The organism is Pontibacillus sp. HMF3514 (genome assembly GCF_009858175.1).
In the GTDB taxonomy this organism is placed as follows: domain Bacteria; phylum Bacillota; class Bacilli; order Bacillales; family BH030062; genus Pontibacillus.
In genome coordinates this window covers 2,636,659-2,651,148 of record NZ_CP047393.1, presented here as the reverse complement: position 1 = coordinate 2,651,148, position 14,490 = coordinate 2,636,659, and the positions used below count along the sequence as shown (strand labels likewise).

Sequence of the window (14,490 nt, the reverse complement as noted above, 5' to 3'; positions counted from 1 at the left end):
CCCTACAAAATAGTTTTAAGTGAGGATCGATATTATGAAAATGACGCTAAGATGGTATGGGGAAAATGACAAAGTGACACTGGAACATATTCGGCAAATTCCAGGTGTAACGGGGGTCATATCTGCTATTTATAATGTACCAGTAGGAAAACCTTGGCCTCTTGAGGACATTTTAGCTTTAAAGAAGAGAGTGGAAGAAAAAGGATTATTGTTAGAAGGGATTGAAAGTGTACCTGTCCATGAATCGATTAAGTTAGGAGATCCATCTCGGGATCAATTTATTGAAAACTATCAACAAACGCTTAGAAATTTAGCTGATGCTGGTATTAACTTAGTTTGCTATAATTTCATGCCCGTATTTGACTGGACACGCTCACAACTAGACTATCAATTGTCGGATGGTTCAACCACTTTGACTTATATGGATCAAGTCATTCAAAAAATGAACCCTTTAAATGGTGATTTAAACTTGCCTGGATGGGATTCAAGCTATGAGAAAGAAGACCTGAAACAATTGCTTGAACAATATCAATCTGTTACAGAGGATGATTTATGGAGGAACCTACAGTATTTTTTGAAAAGCATAATGGCTATTGCGGATGAAGTAGATATCAAAATGGCCATACACCCAGATGATCCACCTTGGTCTATTTTTGGCTTACCGCGAATCATTACAAATAAAGCTGATTTGGAGAGATTGATTCGTTTGGTCGATAGTCCAAATAACGGAATTACTATGTGTACGGGGTCTCTTGGTGCTAATTCTTCTAATGACATGCCGGAACTTATTCGACATTTTGGAAGCCTGGGTAGGATTCACTTTGCTCATGTTCGTAACGTGAAAAGAGTTGGTGAAAAGTCGTTTGAAGAATCTTCTCATCGTTCTGAAGATGGATCGATTGATATGTATGAGGTAATGAAAGCTTATGTAGATATTGGCTTTAAAGGACCACTACGTCCAGATCACGGTCGAATGATTTGGGGTGAAACTGGTAGGCCTGGTTACGGTTTATATGATCGTGCACTAGGGGCCGTTTATTTAAATGGTATATATGAAGCCATTCAAAAAAATAAGTAAATAAGGTAGAAATGGGGAATTCGGATGCTTCAAATCGGTTCAAGTCTAAAGGGGAAAGTTGCAGTCGTTACAGGAGGAAGCGGAGTCTTAGGGAGTGGATTTTGTGAAGCATTGGCCTCCTGTGGAGTAAAAGTTGCCGTGCTAGGACGAACACAAGAAAAGCTGAACCGTATTGTTGAACAAATTATTTCTAATGGAGGTACAGCAATTGGGGTCCAAGCAGATGTGTTAAGGAAAGAAGAACTAATAGAAGCTAAAACCGTTATTAATAATACGTTTGGTTCTATAAATATATTAATTAACGCTGCAGGGGGGAATCATCCACAAGGGACAACTTCCAAAGAGTATTTGGAACAATCCGATTTTGATCAGACATCCGATAATTCTACTACCTTCTTCGATTTAGATACAACAGGGGTAGAGTTTGTCATGAACCTTAATTTCTTAGGAACCCTTCTCCCTTCACAAGTCTTTGCCAAAGATATGGTAGAAAATGAGGGGAGTGTCATTGTGAATATATCTTCTATGAATGCATTTACACCACTCACTAAAATCCCCGCATATAGTGGTGCGAAATCAGCCGTAAGTAACTTTACCCAATGGCTGGCTGTTCATCTGTCTAAAGTTGGCATAAGAGTCAACGCTATTGCACCTGGTTTTTTCTTAACGGACCAAAACCGCGCTCTATTGACAAACGAGGATGGAACATACACAGAGCGCGCTACAAAAATCTTAAGTCAAACACCAATGGAGCGATTTGGTCGTAGAGATGAATTAACAGGAACACTTCTCTGGTTAGTCGATGAAAAAGCGTCTAGTTTTGTAAATGGAGTAGTTGTACCCGTTGATGGAGGATTTTCAGCATACTCAGGTGTGTAAGAGTAATAAATATGGGAGGATACCAATAATGGTGGACATCGTTACGTTTGGCGAAAGCATGGTTTTGTACACGCCACAAAAAAATGGGCGATTAAGTGCTTCACAACTATTTGAACAATCTTTCGGAGGCGCTGAATCCAATGTAGCAATTGGACTTGCACGCTTAGGGATGAAGGCGGGTTGGTTTAGTCGATTAGGTGAGGATCCATTTGGGGATTTTATCTTAAAACAAATTCGAGGTGAAGGGGTAGATGTTTCAAAGGTAATAAGGGATAAACACCATGAAACAGGAGTTATGTTTAAAGAAATTACCGGAATCGGAAACCCAAATGTGTATTACTATAGAAAGTTGTCAGCAGCTAGCTACTTGGAACCTGAGGATTTAGATGAAGATTATATCCGTCATGCAAAGATATTACACCTTACAGGAATTACCTCCATCCTTAGTGAATCATGTCTGAAGACGGTGTATCGAGCTATTGAAATCGCTAAAGAAAATAATGTTAAAGTGTGTTTTGATCCTAATTTAAGATTGAAATTATTCCCCATACATAAAGCGCGACCGATATTATTAAGGATTGCCTCAATGAGTGATTATTTTCTACCTGGATTAGAAGAACTTCAATTACTATTTGATTCGAGAGAGTTACACTCAATCATTGATAACGTTCGTAAATTAAATATCCCAGTTACTGTTATAAAACAAGGTGAGGATGGCTGTTTAATAGTTGATCAGGAAGGAGAAAAGAGTATCCCGAGTCACCGAGTGAGTCAAGTTGTTGATACTGTTGGAGCAGGAGACGGATTTTGTGCAGGATTTCTATTTTCAATTGTAAGAAAAACATCAATAGAAGATGCTGCTACATTTGCTAATGCAGTAGGAGCACATGTGGTTCAATTTTTAGGTGATATTGAAGGGCTTCCTACAAAAGATCAGATCGAGCAGTTTATGAATAATAAAATGAGAATAGAGAGGTAAACCTATGAGTAAAAGTGAAATACTCCAACATATTAAGGAACAAAAGCTCATAGCTGTGATTCGTGCCAAGGAAGCTAATCAAGCACTCGCATATTGTGAAGAAGCTATAAAGGGTGGTTTGAAAATAATAGAAATAACAATGACTACACCGGGAGCATTAGAGCTAATTCATACAATATCTAATAAGTATAAAGATGACCCACGAGTAGTGATTGGAGCAGGTACAATATTAGATCCAATTAGTGCTAGACTTGCGATGATAAATGGGGCTAAATTTATTGTGAGTCCATCTTTTAATGAAGAGGTTGTAAAGCTTTGTAACCTATACCAAGTTCCTATCATTCCTGGAGTAATGACGGTAAATGAAGCTGTGCAAGCTTTACAGGCTGATTGTTCCCTCGTGAAATTGTTTCCTGGTGATGTATATGGTCCAAAGATGATAAAAAGTATAAAGGGGCCTCTCCCCCAACTTGATGTTATGCCAACAGGAGGGGTCGACATTTTGAATATAGCAAACTGGTTTAAGGCAGGTGCTGTTGCTGTCGGGATTGGGAGTGACCTAACCAGCGAAGCAGTCGAGACAGGTGATATCTCAACTATACAGACAAAAGCTGAGTCATACGTAAGTGAAGTTAAAAAAATTAAAGAATAATAGTAAAAAGAGGGAACTTCGTTAATTGAAGTTCCCTCTTTATAGTTCTTAATCTAGTTTAGAATAACTATAAAGTTATTGGGAGGAGTCTTCATAATTCGACAGAGTAAATAATGCGCTGAGTAATTCTCCTGCGCCAACATTGGAAGCAATAAATGGAGTAGCATACACTCCAATATCTCCTCTAGCAATCTCACCTGTTTCAGCATTCATACATTCCCAAATACTAGGCCATTTCATGATAAAGGAAAGTATAGAGTCCTTTAATTGAGGTATCGTATCTGGAAAGTATAACTGGGCTGCTTGAACACCTAACGCACAAGATTTGGCCCAAGCTGGTCCTCTCCAATAAATATCAGCTTCATATTGATCTTCTGATGGAGATACAGTGTGTACCCCATATTGTCCAATGAGTTGTTTGAAATTACACTTCATGTCATTAGCCTTTTGATCAGAAACTAAGCCATAAGCCAAGAAGAAAAGGCCATCTACTCCGATTATGGTTTCAAGATCTCCATTACAGTGCCTAACCCCGTACCAAGCTTTTTCCTCATCCCACAAATAGGTGTTAGCAGAATCTATGGTTTTCTGCATTTCTTCTTTCCAATATGCAGCATCCTCATATTGACCAATGATTTCAGAAATGGCTGACATGGATGCTTCGTAGCGATAGCGCTCCGCGGCAAACACAGATGGGTAAACATAATCTTCCTTATTATTATAGGTGATATCAGAAAATACAGGGTACACATCAATACCTGTGTCAAAGCTCGTTTCAGCGGCCCATAAATGTAAGTTTTCATATTTCTCATCTCGTGTTCGAGAAATATAGTTATAAAATTCTAAAAGAGGGGTGTACCATTGTTTTAGCAATTCTTCATCCTTTGTCTTTTCATAGTATTCTAGAATTACCCAAGGTAAATGAGGTGTTTGAATAATGCCAATGCCTCTATTCCACTTTTGACCAGGAAGAGATTCGTTAATATAGATTGCATGAGGAATGTACCCATCGTCTCGAATATTTGTTAAGAGTAAGTTTAATGCGTTTCTTGCTCTTTCTGTACCATGATCAGGGTTTAACAACGCACTATAGGGTAAAGCGCTTGTCCCCCACGTCCAAACTCCCTTGTACACAGGAAGGGCTTCTAATATAATTTTGCCCCATTGAGAATGGGTGAAATAATTTTGACGTATAACATACCAACATTTATCATAAGCTTTTTGAATGGTATCTTCATTATTGGCTCTGATAGAAGGTAAACTTGCATAAAATGCATTCCAGCGATCTTCAGTTAAGAGTTCAGCATCATACACATAGTTTTCGACTGCTTCTTTTGGACCAAGAGTGCTCATAGATAATAAAAATGTTGATTCATGAAAGTGCTTTGAAGAAGTAACAGCAGGGAATGAAATATGGATAGGAAGAACAAGATAACGCCCTTTTAACACCTGTTTCCTTCCATTCAACTGAGGGTGTGCATCTCTTGCTTGTTTTATAGAAGAATAAACACCAAATGTTTGATTCATTGGTAAACAGATCGAGAGTTGTTTACCATTAGAATTTATTAGATTGAGGACTAAATTTTTCTCGTTATGGCTTTGGTGAACTTCCATCTCTGTATTAGTGGTCATGGTTAACATGAAAGTTCGATCAAGTTTATGGTGAAGACAGCGTTGTTTAAATTGTAACTCCCACGTAATTCCATTATCTTTAGGAGAAGTCAACGTCTCAAGTAGATCTAGCCCCGTGTTCATAAAAGAAGCTGAACGTTGTATCCAATTAGGAGCACTTATCATATCATTAAATCGAAAAGACTGTTTAACCCAATTAGACTCATTTAATAGATCACCTAATGCATATTCTTCAATGTTAAACCAGAAATCAGATTGTTCTTCATATGTACTTTCTTCTCGAGTGTCAACCTGGTAGCCTATTTTACCGAAATCAAGCGGGAAATAATAAGCTGAACTTTCAGTGTTTTCTTTAATTAATACAGATGTCCTTCTTGGCAACTTCTCATTGAAAATCGTTTTTAAGTTATGCCAGTGATTCAAAACAACCACTCCTATAAGCTTAATGTAATGTTCTATAAAATCCTCTCTATATGTAACTAGAGTTCGATTATATAGTTGTTATTCACTATATAACATCATTTTTAGTAGTTAATAAATAGACCATTTTTAATAAATTATCCTATTTTTTATAAAAGAAGAATAAGTGGTTTTTGATTGAAATGAACATTATGTTTAAGTAGTATGTTTTCTATTGCTATATTCCTTATTATAATGGGGGATAGCTACTTGATTGAGCTTTTCAAAAGAAGGAAAGTTTGATAATATTGCGTATGTGTTATTCGGCGTAACAGAGATTATACCGATTTATTGCTTTGAAACTGTATGGAAAGCAGGTGCACTTGGTGCAAAGATATTTTGTTCCCATTTCAGGTTGGGATAATCATGAAGTAATTTTGACAGGCGAAGATGTGCATCACATTTCCAAAGTTATGAGGATGAAGCAGGATGATAAAATACTATGCTGTGACCCTGAAGGAAATGTAGCAGAGTGCCAAATTACAGAAGTTACCTCATCAGAAGTCAGATGTAAAGTTATTGTCTGGTTAGATGAAAATAAAGAACTACCTGCTCAGGTTACGATTGTACAAGGTTTACCAAAAGGCGATAAAATGGAGCTTGTGATTCAAAAGGGAACCGAATTAGGAACTCATTCCTTTATCCCTTTTGAAGCAGAACGCTCTATTGTAAAATGGGATCATAAGAAGGCTAAGAAAAAGGTTGATCGATACCAGAAGATTGCAAAGGAAGCTAGTGAGCAATCTCATCGAAACCGTGTGCCTGAGGTTAAAGAAATCCATTCATTGCATGAAATAATGGATATAGGCAAAGAGTATGATTGGGCGTTATTTGCTTATGAGGAAGAGGCAAAAACGGATACATATCGCTCTTTGCAAGATGTCATTCCGAATATTAAACCATCACAAAAGGTTCTCCTCGTAATTGGACCTGAAGGTGGCTTTTCGGAAAAAGAAGTGGAAAAGCTGAAGCAATCAAACTTTAACTCTGTCCGTCTAGGACCTAGAATTTTAAGAACAGAAACTGCTCATGCCTATTTTCTATCAGCTCTTTCCTTTCAATTAGAAGAATTGGGGTGATCCAATGGCAACAGTAGCTTTTCATACGCTAGGTTGTAAAGTAAACCATTATGAAACGGAAGCAGTTTGGCAATTGTTCAAGGATCAAGGTTATGAACGCGTTGATTTTGAACGTAAAGCAGACGTGTATGTCATTAATACGTGTACCGTTACAAATACAGGAGATAAGAAGAGTCGTCAGGTTATTCGTCGTGCGATTCGTAAAAATGATAATGCTGTGATTTGTGTAACCGGTTGTTATGCTCAAACATCCCCAGCAGAGATCATGGACATTCCAGGCGTTGACATTGTGGTCGGTACACAAGACCGTGTGAAAATGCTTGAGTACATCGAGCAATATAAGAAAGAACGTCAACCGATTAATGGTGTAACAAACATCATGAAAACGCGTGTGTACGAGGAATTGGATGTACCAGCATTCACAGACCGTACGCGTGCATCGCTGAAAATCCAAGAAGGCTGTAATAACTTCTGTACATTCTGTATTATTCCTTGGGCACGTGGTTTAATGCGTTCTCGCGATCCTGAAGAGGTTATCAATCAAGCTCAACAGCTTGTTGATGCTGGTTATAAAGAAATCGTTCTGACAGGTATTCACACTGGTGGATATGGAGAAGACATGAAGGATTACAATTTAGCTATGCTTTTACGTGAGCTTGATAAGCGCGTAAGAGGGTTAAAGCGTATTCGTATCTCATCAATTGAAGCAAGTCAAATTACAGACGATGTCATTGATGTTTTAAATGAATCCGATAAGATTGTACGTCACCTTCACGTTCCATTACAGTCTGGCTCAGATTCTGTATTGAAACGCATGCGTCGTAAGTATACGATGGAATTTTATAAAGAACGTGTTGAGCGTATTAAGAAGGCACTTCCAGGTCTTGCGATTACTTCTGACGTAATTGTTGGCTTCCCTGGTGAAACAGATGAAGAGTTTATGGAAACGTATCGTTCTATTCAGGAAATCGGATTTTCTGAACTTCACGTTTTCCCTTACTCTAAGCGTACAGGTACTCCTGCAGCACGTATGGACGACCAGGTGGATGACGAAGTGAAAAATGATCGTGTTCATCAATTAATTGAATTATCCAACCAACAGGCTAAAGAATATGCTTCACAGTATGAGAATGAAGTTCTTGAAGTGATTCCGGAGGAGAAATTCAAGAAAGATGACGATCAGGATAATCGTTATGTTGGTTATACAGATAACTACTTAAAAGTTATCTTCGAAGCGAGTGAAGATATGGTAGGCGAAATCGTGCGTGTAAAACTTACACAAGCAGGATATCCTTATAACGCTGGTCAATTCGTTCGTGTTATGGACGAGCCAAAGTTAAATGAAGAAGTAGAATTATCTTCTTAATAGATGGAGATCCCCTTTCTGGTTGCTTGTAAGGGGATCTTTCCTATGTTTTAGAATAAATGTTAAGGTGAAATATGGATTGGTTATCAAGGTGTAGCATTTTTCGTTTGAGAATGCTATTATAAAAGAGGTCCGTACAACTACGTTTTGAAAGGAAGATTCAAATGGACACTAAAATGGCTAAAATGATCGATCATACACAATTAAAGCCTGATACAGCACAAGAGAAGATTGAACAAATTTGTAACGAAGCGAAAGAATATGGCTTTGCTTCTGTTTGTGTAAATCCTTACTGGGTATCCTTCTGTTACGACCGTCTTAAAGATACTGACGTTAAGGTTTGTACTGTAATCGGTTTCCCACTTGGAGCTACTACAATGGAAACGAAGGCATACGAAACAAAGCAAGCTATCGAACAAGGTGCAACAGAAGTAGACATGGTTATTAACATCGGAGCTCTTAAGAGCGGGGATTACGAAACTGTAAAATCCGATATTGAAGCTGTTGTTCGTGCAACAGAAGGCAAAGCTCTTACAAAAGTAATCATCGAAACATCTCTTCTAACAGATGATGAAAAAGTAAAAGCATGTGAACTTGCAAAAGAAGCAGAAGCTGATTTTGTTAAAACATCAACTGGTTTCTCTGGCGGCGGCGCTACAGTTGAAGACATTGCTCTTATGAGAAAAACAGTAGGCCCTGACATGGGCGTTAAAGCTTCCGGTGGCGTTCGCGACCGTGAAGGAGCAGATGCAGTAATTGAGGCAGGCGCAACTCGCATTGGAGCAAGCGCAGGTATGGCTATCGTATCAGGTGGTCAAGGTACATCTGATTATTAATAGTAACGATTAAGAAAAACCGCCCTGGGCGGTTTTTTTATTTTTATACGGGTGCAATGTCCTACAAATCACGCACTCTTCCGATGAACCCAAAGGACAAAATTCGTGAATTGTTTAACAACAGGTAATACAATAAGAGAGGACACAACATTAAATAAAACAGATATGTGCGCTAATTGTTTAAGAGGATCTTGTGTAAGCCATTGAGCTAAGCTCGACATTTCGTGCACAAACGGAGCAAACACAACCACGCCTAAAACATTTAACCAAATATGTGCAAGTGCTACGAGCTTTGCTTCACGGTTACTTCCAATTGAGGCAAACCAGGCTGTTATACAGGTCCCGATATTCGCTCCGAGCATAATTGCAATAGCAGATGAAAGGCCAATCAAGTTTTCGTTTAAAAAAGTCATGGCAATACCAGTAGTAGCGGTAGACGATTGGATGATCGCTGTGAGGCCTGTCCCTAAAAGAATGCCTGCACTTGTGTAGGTATCTGTTGTCTGCAATGCTTCTTGTATCACGGGAAACGCTTTGATAGGTTCAGCTAATGTTTCAAGACCATTTAAAGCTACGAAAACCGTACCTAGCCCAAAAGAAATTGCACCAGCGCCAAACACAATAGGTTTACGGAAAAGAAGGAAAATAGCTCCAACGATTAATAGTGGCCATAACGGGATTTGTTCATAAAAGGTCATAATTTCTGCAGTAACAGTGGTCCCGATATTCGCACCAAGAATAATTCCAATTGACTGACGAAATGTAATTAAACCAACCGAAACAAAACCTACAGTCAAAACCATTGTGCAAGAACTGCTTTGTAAAACACCTGTCACGACTACGCCCATTAACATTCCTTTAAAAGGATTTGATGTGAAGCGCTGTAATGCTTGTCTCATACTCCTGTAGGAAAGTTGATATAGTCCAATTCGGAGTACGGTCATCCCAAATAAAAATATACTTATATATACAGCAAACAAAGTTAAGAAATCAGCCAAAGTCATTCACCTCTATAACACTATATGGACAAGGTGAAAATTCATGAAGATTTTTTTAATAAGGAACTTATGCATACTGAAAAAGGAGTGATCGAATGCTGCAAAAAATAGATCGTGTCAAAATGCATAGTTATCCTGGAATGGTAGCTGTAGTTGGGACATATGGGAATGAAAATCCAAATTTTATGGCTGCGGGTTGGCATTCATTTTTATCAATCAACCCTCCAATGTATGGAGTTGCGATTGGAAGAGAACGTTTCACTTATAAATGCTTACAACAAAAGAAGGAATTCACGGTAAACTTTCTTCCTGAATCTCTAGCTGAATTTATTCAATTATCCGGTTCTGTAAGTGGAGAGGATGTTAATAAAATAGAAATAGCAAATCTTCAATCAAAAGATGCTGAAACGGTAGATGCTCCTTACTTAGAAAACGCCTACATTGTGTATGAATGCTCGATCAATAATATGGTTTCAACTGGTGACCATGAGTGGGTAATAGGCGATATAGAGACATGTCGCGTAGATGAAGGGCTATTCCAGGAGGATGGATTACCTAACTTTGAAAAATTAAACATTCCACTCTATCTTGGACGTTCTACATATGTTACATTAGATGCACAGGCAAAGCAAAAGCAATATAAAAAACCTTATGAAGATGATTCAGAAAAAAGTTGAATCTATTTAGGGAATGTATTATAATTGCCTAAGGCATGTGTCATGACAATGTTCACATGTAATCTTGAAACTGTCTTTTTGCTTTGGAGGGAGGGAAATAGCATGTCAAATTCAACTCGCGTGCGTAAAAACGAGTCTCTTGAAGATGCTCTTCGTCGCTTCAAGCGTAGTGTATCCAAGAGTGGTACACTTGCTGAATATCGTAAACGTGAACATTACGAAAAACCTAGCGTTAAACGTAAGAAAAAGTCTGAAGCTGCTAGAAAGCGCAGATAGAAGGTGTAAGGTAAATGTCATTACTTGATCGTCTAAACCAAGATATGAAACAGGCTATGAGGAATAAAGAGAAGGATAAGCTTGCGACAATTCGCATGGTTAAATCCGCTCTCCAAAATGAAGCCATAAAGCTTGGTAAGGATGAATTATCAGAGGAAGAAGAATTAGCTGTTTTATCTCGTGAGTTAAAACAAAGAAAAGATTCCCTCCAAGAATATGAAAATGCTGGTCGAGATGATCTTGCAGAAAAATCTGAGCGTGAAATTGAACTGATTCAATCATATATGCCTGACCAACTTTCTGAGGATGAGCTAGACGAGATCGTTCAAGAAACGATTAAGGAAGTCGGTGCGACATCTAAGAAGGAAATGGGCCAGGTAATGAGCGCCATTATGCCGAAGGTAAAAGGCAAAGCAGATGGTTCTCAAGTAAATCAATTAGTCCAAAAACATTTATCTTAAAGCGAAAAGATCGCCTGTTTCGGGCGGTCTTTTTTTAATGTTTTACATATTCATTTGAATGCGTTATCAAAATTTTTTTGAAACGAAATGGAGAGCTGTTCGTAATAGAGTTAACACAATAATGAAAGGAGGGGAAACCATGAAAAAGATTGCTCGGTTGATTTGGATATTATCAATTGTTTGTTTAGTCTTTCCCATATTCTTTTCTGGGCATTCAGCAGCGGAGGGAGAAGGGAAAAAGGTTTTCATTGTGCCGCTTGAGAATGAAGTTGAAAGAGGCCTTGAATCGTTTCTCGAGAGAAGTGCGAATGAAGCCCGGAAGCAAGGTGCTGACCATATTATTTTTGAAGTAGACACACCTGGTGGAAGTGTTAAGGCTGCTAAAAATATTGCGCAGATCTTCCAAGCTATTGAAATACCGACTACGGCCTATATTAAGAAAGATGCATTATCAGCTGGTTCCTATATTTCCATGAATGCAGATCAAATTTATATGGATCCGAATGCATCGATGGGGGCTGCCGGGGTCATAACTTCAGACGGGAATGCAGCAAGTGAGAAAGCTCAATCTGCTTGGATTACTGCGATGAGAAGTGCAGCAAAATCCAATGATCGAGACCCTATATATGCCGAAGCCATGGCGAATAAAGAAATTGATCTACCCGAGCTACGAGCAGGAAAAGGTAAGTTTTTAACTTTAGGTGCTGAGGAAGCCATGCAAGTTGGTTATGCTGAAGGCATTGTTGATAGCCGACAACAGCTTCTTGAAAGGTTGGACCTATCTGATGCTGAAACGATTGAGACTCAAGCTACGTTAACAGAAAATATTGCACGATTTATAACGAATCCAGTTGTAGTTCCTATATTGTTATCCATAGCAAGTTTAGGGTTCGTAGTAGAACTATATTCTCCAGGTTTTGGAATCCCGGGAATAATGGGATTCTCAGCTTTGATACTGTTCTTTTACGGACATATGGTTGCAGATTTAGCTGGTTATGAAGTGATCATCTTCTTCCTAATCGGAGTCGTTTGTGTCGTCTTAGAGATCTTTGTCCCAGGCGGTATATTAGGGGTTATTGGAGTAGGAGCAATCATCGGCTCTCTCTTCCTTTCAACAGATGATATGGGTCATATGACGATGAGTATTGCTATCGCATTAATGGTATCAATCATCGCATCTGTCCTTTTATTCCGTTTTATGGGACTGGAAAGAGGATTTTTTAGGAACATTATTTTAAGTGATTCCATCTCTACAGAAAAAGGATACATCTCATCAAAAAGTCGTTTGGAACTGATTGGATTAGAAGGGGCAACCTTAACGCCTCTTCGCCCATCAGGTACAGGGATTTTTGATGGAGAAAGAATTGATGTTGTAAGTGAAGGCGGATACATTTCCAGTGGAACTCAAGTGAAAATTGTAAAAGCTGAAGGAACTCGCGTAGTTGTTAGAGAATTAGACAAGGAAGAATAAAAAGGGGGAAAATAAAAAATGAATCCACAAGATTTATTACCAATTGTATTAATAGCTGTCATCATTATTGTTGTTGCAGTACTGTTTACGTTTATTCCAGTAATGTTATGGATTAGCGCATTAGCAGCAGGTGTACGTATTTCAATCTTCTCACTAGTAGGGATGCGCTTACGTCGCGTTGTACCGAATCGTGTCATTAACCCATTAATTAAAGCTCACAAAGCGGGTCTGAATCTCCAAACAAACCAGCTAGAGAGTCACTACCTTGCTGGTGGTAATGTTGACCGTGTTGTTAATGCATTAATTGCTGCTCATCGTGCTAATATTGAACTGAGCTTTGAACGTGGTGCTGCGATTGATTTGGCAGGACGAGATGTATTAGAAGCTGTTCAAATGAGTGTTAACCCTAAAGTGATTGAAACACCTTTTATTGCAGGTGTGGCTATGGATGGAATTGAAGTGAAAGCAAAAGCTCGAATCACCGTTCGTGCTAACATTGACCGCCTTGTAGGTGGTGCTGGAGAAGATACGGTTATTGCACGTGTAGGTGAAGGGATTGTTAGTACAATCGGTAGTTCAGAAAATCATAACAAAGTACTAGAAAACCCAGATCGCATTTCTCAAAATGTACTTGGTAGAGGCTTAGATGCGGGTACTGCATTTGAAATTCTATCGATTGATATTGCGGACATTGATATCGGTAAAAACATTGGCGCGATCCTTCAAACAGATCAGGCTGAAGCAGATAAAAATATAGCTCAAGCTCGCGCTGAAGAACGTCGTGCGATGGCTGTTGCCCAAGAACAAGAAATGCGTGCTCGTGTACAAGAAATGCAGGCGAAGGTTGTGGAAGCAGAAGCAGAAGTTCCACAAGCTATGGCAGAAGCTCTACGAAGTGGAAACATTGGCGTTATGGATTATTACAACCTAAAGAATATTCAGGCCGATACAGATATGCGTGATGTAATCGGGAAAATGAATAGTGACGAAAACGAAGAAGAAGAGTAGGTTGATCGCTCATATTTCTGAAAGGGGGCGATGGTATGGATGATCTTTTGGCATTAGCACCCATAATTGCTGTTGTTCTTGGCTGGCTCTTTAGTAATTTTAAGAAAGATCGAGATGAAAAGAAAGCTAGATCTGAAGCAAAACCAGTTCAATCTTCTACTAGGCATACAACCACATCGAATGATTCAAGTTCAGTTGAGATTGGGACGGAAACGAAAACAGATTTACAAACGTATGCTGAGCGTCAACGAGAGCGTTACAAGGATAATCAAAGCAGAACGACACCATCTTCTGCTGGAGAAATATCAGACTCTAAGCATAATGCATTAAAGGATGAAAAAGGGCATAATTATTATGAGAGAGATGATGAAACACCTTATCAACAAGGTGAGGATTCTCCTTATGAAAGAGATCAATATGCTCCGTATCAACGTGACCAACTAAAGCCTTATAGAGGTGATGGTGGGAAACCGAAAGTAAAGTTGAGCGGGGTACAAAAACTATCACAAAAAAAATTAGCCCAAAGCATAATTATGGCTGAAGTATTAGGTCCACCTAGATCTCAAAAACCTTATCGCTCAAAATAAATAATTTTCCAAAGCAAAGCGCGAAATGTAGTGATACATTTCGCGCTTTTTT

The 14,490-nt window shown here is 38.7% G+C and carries 15 protein-coding genes; 13 read left to right on the top strand and 2 right to left on the bottom strand.

Translation table 11 applies throughout. The features are described from left to right. Positions 1–34: 34 nt before the first annotated feature. From uxuA to GS400_RS13745, 4 genes are read left to right on the top strand one after another with little or no spacing between them, the layout of a single operon-like run. Positions 35–1,078, top strand: a complete 1,044-nt coding sequence (uxuA, locus tag GS400_RS13760) for a mannonate dehydratase (protein ID WP_160102692.1) — start codon at positions 35–37, stop codon at positions 1,076–1,078. A 24-nt stretch (positions 1,079–1,102) separates the two neighbouring features. Then, positions 1,103–1,957 carry an SDR family oxidoreductase gene (locus GS400_RS13755; protein ID WP_160102690.1) on the top strand — a complete coding sequence of 285 codons (855 nt, stop codon included), beginning with the start codon at positions 1,103–1,105 and terminating at the stop codon, positions 1,955–1,957. A 28-nt stretch (positions 1,958–1,985) separates the two neighbouring features. Next, positions 1,986–2,936, top strand: coding sequence for a sugar kinase (locus tag GS400_RS13750; protein ID WP_201450108.1), 951 nt, complete (start codon positions 1,986–1,988; stop codon positions 2,934–2,936). Positions 2,937–2,940: 4 nt separating this feature from the next. Beyond that, positions 2,941–3,588 (top strand): bifunctional 2-keto-4-hydroxyglutarate aldolase/2-keto-3-deoxy-6-phosphogluconate aldolase, encoded by a 648-nt coding sequence (locus GS400_RS13745; RefSeq protein ID WP_160102686.1) that lies wholly within the window; start codon positions 2,941–2,943, stop codon positions 3,586–3,588. 75 nt (positions 3,589–3,663) lie between these two features. On the opposite strand, the gene GS400_RS13740 is transcribed toward GS400_RS13745, so the two are convergent. Next, positions 3,664–5,643, bottom strand: coding sequence for an MGH1-like glycoside hydrolase domain-containing protein (locus GS400_RS13740; RefSeq protein ID WP_160102684.1), 1,980 nt, complete (start codon positions 5,641–5,643; stop codon positions 3,664–3,666). Between the two features lie 362 nt (positions 5,644–6,005). Between GS400_RS13740 and GS400_RS13735 the strand changes: the two genes are divergently transcribed. From GS400_RS13735 to deoC, 3 genes are all read left to right on the top strand, one after another. After that, positions 6,006–6,758 (top strand): 16S rRNA (uracil(1498)-N(3))-methyltransferase, encoded by a 753-nt coding sequence (locus GS400_RS13735; RefSeq protein WP_160102682.1) that lies wholly within the window; start codon positions 6,006–6,008, stop codon positions 6,756–6,758. A 4-nt stretch (positions 6,759–6,762) separates the two neighbouring features. Further along, positions 6,763–8,124 (top strand): tRNA (N(6)-L-threonylcarbamoyladenosine(37)-C(2))-methylthiotransferase MtaB, encoded by a 1,362-nt coding sequence (gene mtaB / locus GS400_RS13730; protein ID WP_160102680.1) that lies wholly within the window; start codon positions 6,763–6,765, stop codon positions 8,122–8,124. Between the two features lie 164 nt (positions 8,125–8,288). Further along, positions 8,289–8,960 carry a deoxyribose-phosphate aldolase gene (deoC, locus tag GS400_RS13725; RefSeq protein WP_160102678.1) on the top strand — a complete coding sequence of 224 codons (672 nt, stop codon included), beginning with the start codon at positions 8,289–8,291 and terminating at the stop codon, positions 8,958–8,960. A 68-nt stretch (positions 8,961–9,028) separates the two neighbouring features. Here the strand turns inward: deoC and GS400_RS13720 are convergent, their stop codons facing one another. Further along, positions 9,029–9,964, bottom strand: a complete 936-nt coding sequence (locus GS400_RS13720; protein WP_370519694.1) for a Na/Pi symporter — start codon at positions 9,962–9,964, stop codon at positions 9,029–9,031. 89 nt (positions 9,965–10,053) lie between these two features. Between GS400_RS13720 and GS400_RS13715 the strand changes: the two genes are divergently transcribed. The 6 genes from GS400_RS13715 (at position 10,054) to GS400_RS13690 (ending at position 14,438) form a co-directional block, all read left to right on the top strand. After that, positions 10,054–10,635, top strand: a complete 582-nt coding sequence (locus GS400_RS13715) for a flavin reductase family protein (RefSeq protein WP_160102674.1) — start codon at positions 10,054–10,056, stop codon at positions 10,633–10,635. Positions 10,636–10,737: 102 nt separating this feature from the next. Continuing rightward, the gene (gene rpsU / locus GS400_RS13710; RefSeq protein WP_027447662.1) at positions 10,738–10,911 is read left to right on the top strand and encodes a 30S ribosomal protein S21; all 174 of its coding nucleotides are present in this window, start codon (positions 10,738–10,740) and stop codon (positions 10,909–10,911) included. A gap of 14 nt (positions 10,912–10,925) precedes the next feature. Next, positions 10,926–11,372 carry a GatB/YqeY domain-containing protein gene (locus GS400_RS13705; protein WP_160102672.1) on the top strand — a complete coding sequence of 149 codons (447 nt, stop codon included), beginning with the start codon at positions 10,926–10,928 and terminating at the stop codon, positions 11,370–11,372. 139 nt (positions 11,373–11,511) lie between these two features. Next, positions 11,512–12,843: an NfeD family protein gene (locus GS400_RS13700; RefSeq protein WP_160102670.1), complete on the top strand. Its 1,332-nt coding sequence runs from the start codon at positions 11,512–11,514 to the stop codon at positions 12,841–12,843. A gap of 18 nt (positions 12,844–12,861) precedes the next feature. After that, complete coding sequence (gene floA / locus GS400_RS13695; protein WP_160102668.1) at positions 12,862–13,851, top strand: flotillin-like protein FloA; 990 nt, start codon at positions 12,862–12,864, stop codon at positions 13,849–13,851. A gap of 35 nt (positions 13,852–13,886) precedes the next feature. Further along, a complete protein-coding gene (locus tag GS400_RS13690; protein ID WP_160102666.1) occupies positions 13,887–14,438 on the top strand; it encodes a hypothetical protein in 552 nt (183 codons plus the stop codon). The last annotated feature ends 52 nt before the right edge of the window (positions 14,439–14,490 follow it).

What these genes read in the sequence shown, in the direction of transcription:
- uxuA (WP_160102692.1), top strand. Translation starts at nt 35, where the DNA reads ATGAAAATGACGCTAAGATGGTATGGGGAAAATGACAAAGTGACACTG.
- GS400_RS13755 (WP_160102690.1), top strand. Translation starts at nt 1,103, where the DNA reads ATGCTTCAAATCGGTTCAAGTCTAAAGGGGAAAGTTGCAGTCGTTACA.
- GS400_RS13750 (WP_201450108.1), top strand. Translation starts at nt 1,986, where the DNA reads ATGGTGGACATCGTTACGTTTGGCGAAAGCATGGTTTTGTACACGCCA.
- GS400_RS13745 (WP_160102686.1), top strand. Translation starts at nt 2,941, where the DNA reads ATGAGTAAAAGTGAAATACTCCAACATATTAAGGAACAAAAGCTCATA.
- mtaB (WP_160102680.1), top strand. Translation starts at nt 6,763, where the DNA reads ATGGCAACAGTAGCTTTTCATACGCTAGGTTGTAAAGTAAACCATTAT.
- deoC (WP_160102678.1), top strand. Translation starts at nt 8,289, where the DNA reads ATGGACACTAAAATGGCTAAAATGATCGATCATACACAATTAAAGCCT.
- GS400_RS13720 (WP_370519694.1), bottom strand. Translation starts at nt 9,964, where the DNA reads ATGACTTTGGCTGATTTCTTAACTTTGTTTGCTGTATATATAAGTATA.
- GS400_RS13715 (WP_160102674.1), top strand. Translation starts at nt 10,054, where the DNA reads ATGCTGCAAAAAATAGATCGTGTCAAAATGCATAGTTATCCTGGAATG.
- rpsU (WP_027447662.1), top strand. Translation starts at nt 10,738, where the DNA reads ATGTCAAATTCAACTCGCGTGCGTAAAAACGAGTCTCTTGAAGATGCT.
- GS400_RS13705 (WP_160102672.1), top strand. Translation starts at nt 10,926, where the DNA reads ATGTCATTACTTGATCGTCTAAACCAAGATATGAAACAGGCTATGAGG.
- GS400_RS13700 (WP_160102670.1), top strand. Translation starts at nt 11,512, where the DNA reads ATGAAAAAGATTGCTCGGTTGATTTGGATATTATCAATTGTTTGTTTA.
- floA (WP_160102668.1), top strand. Translation starts at nt 12,862, where the DNA reads ATGAATCCACAAGATTTATTACCAATTGTATTAATAGCTGTCATCATT.
- GS400_RS13690 (WP_160102666.1), top strand. Translation starts at nt 13,887, where the DNA reads ATGGATGATCTTTTGGCATTAGCACCCATAATTGCTGTTGTTCTTGGC.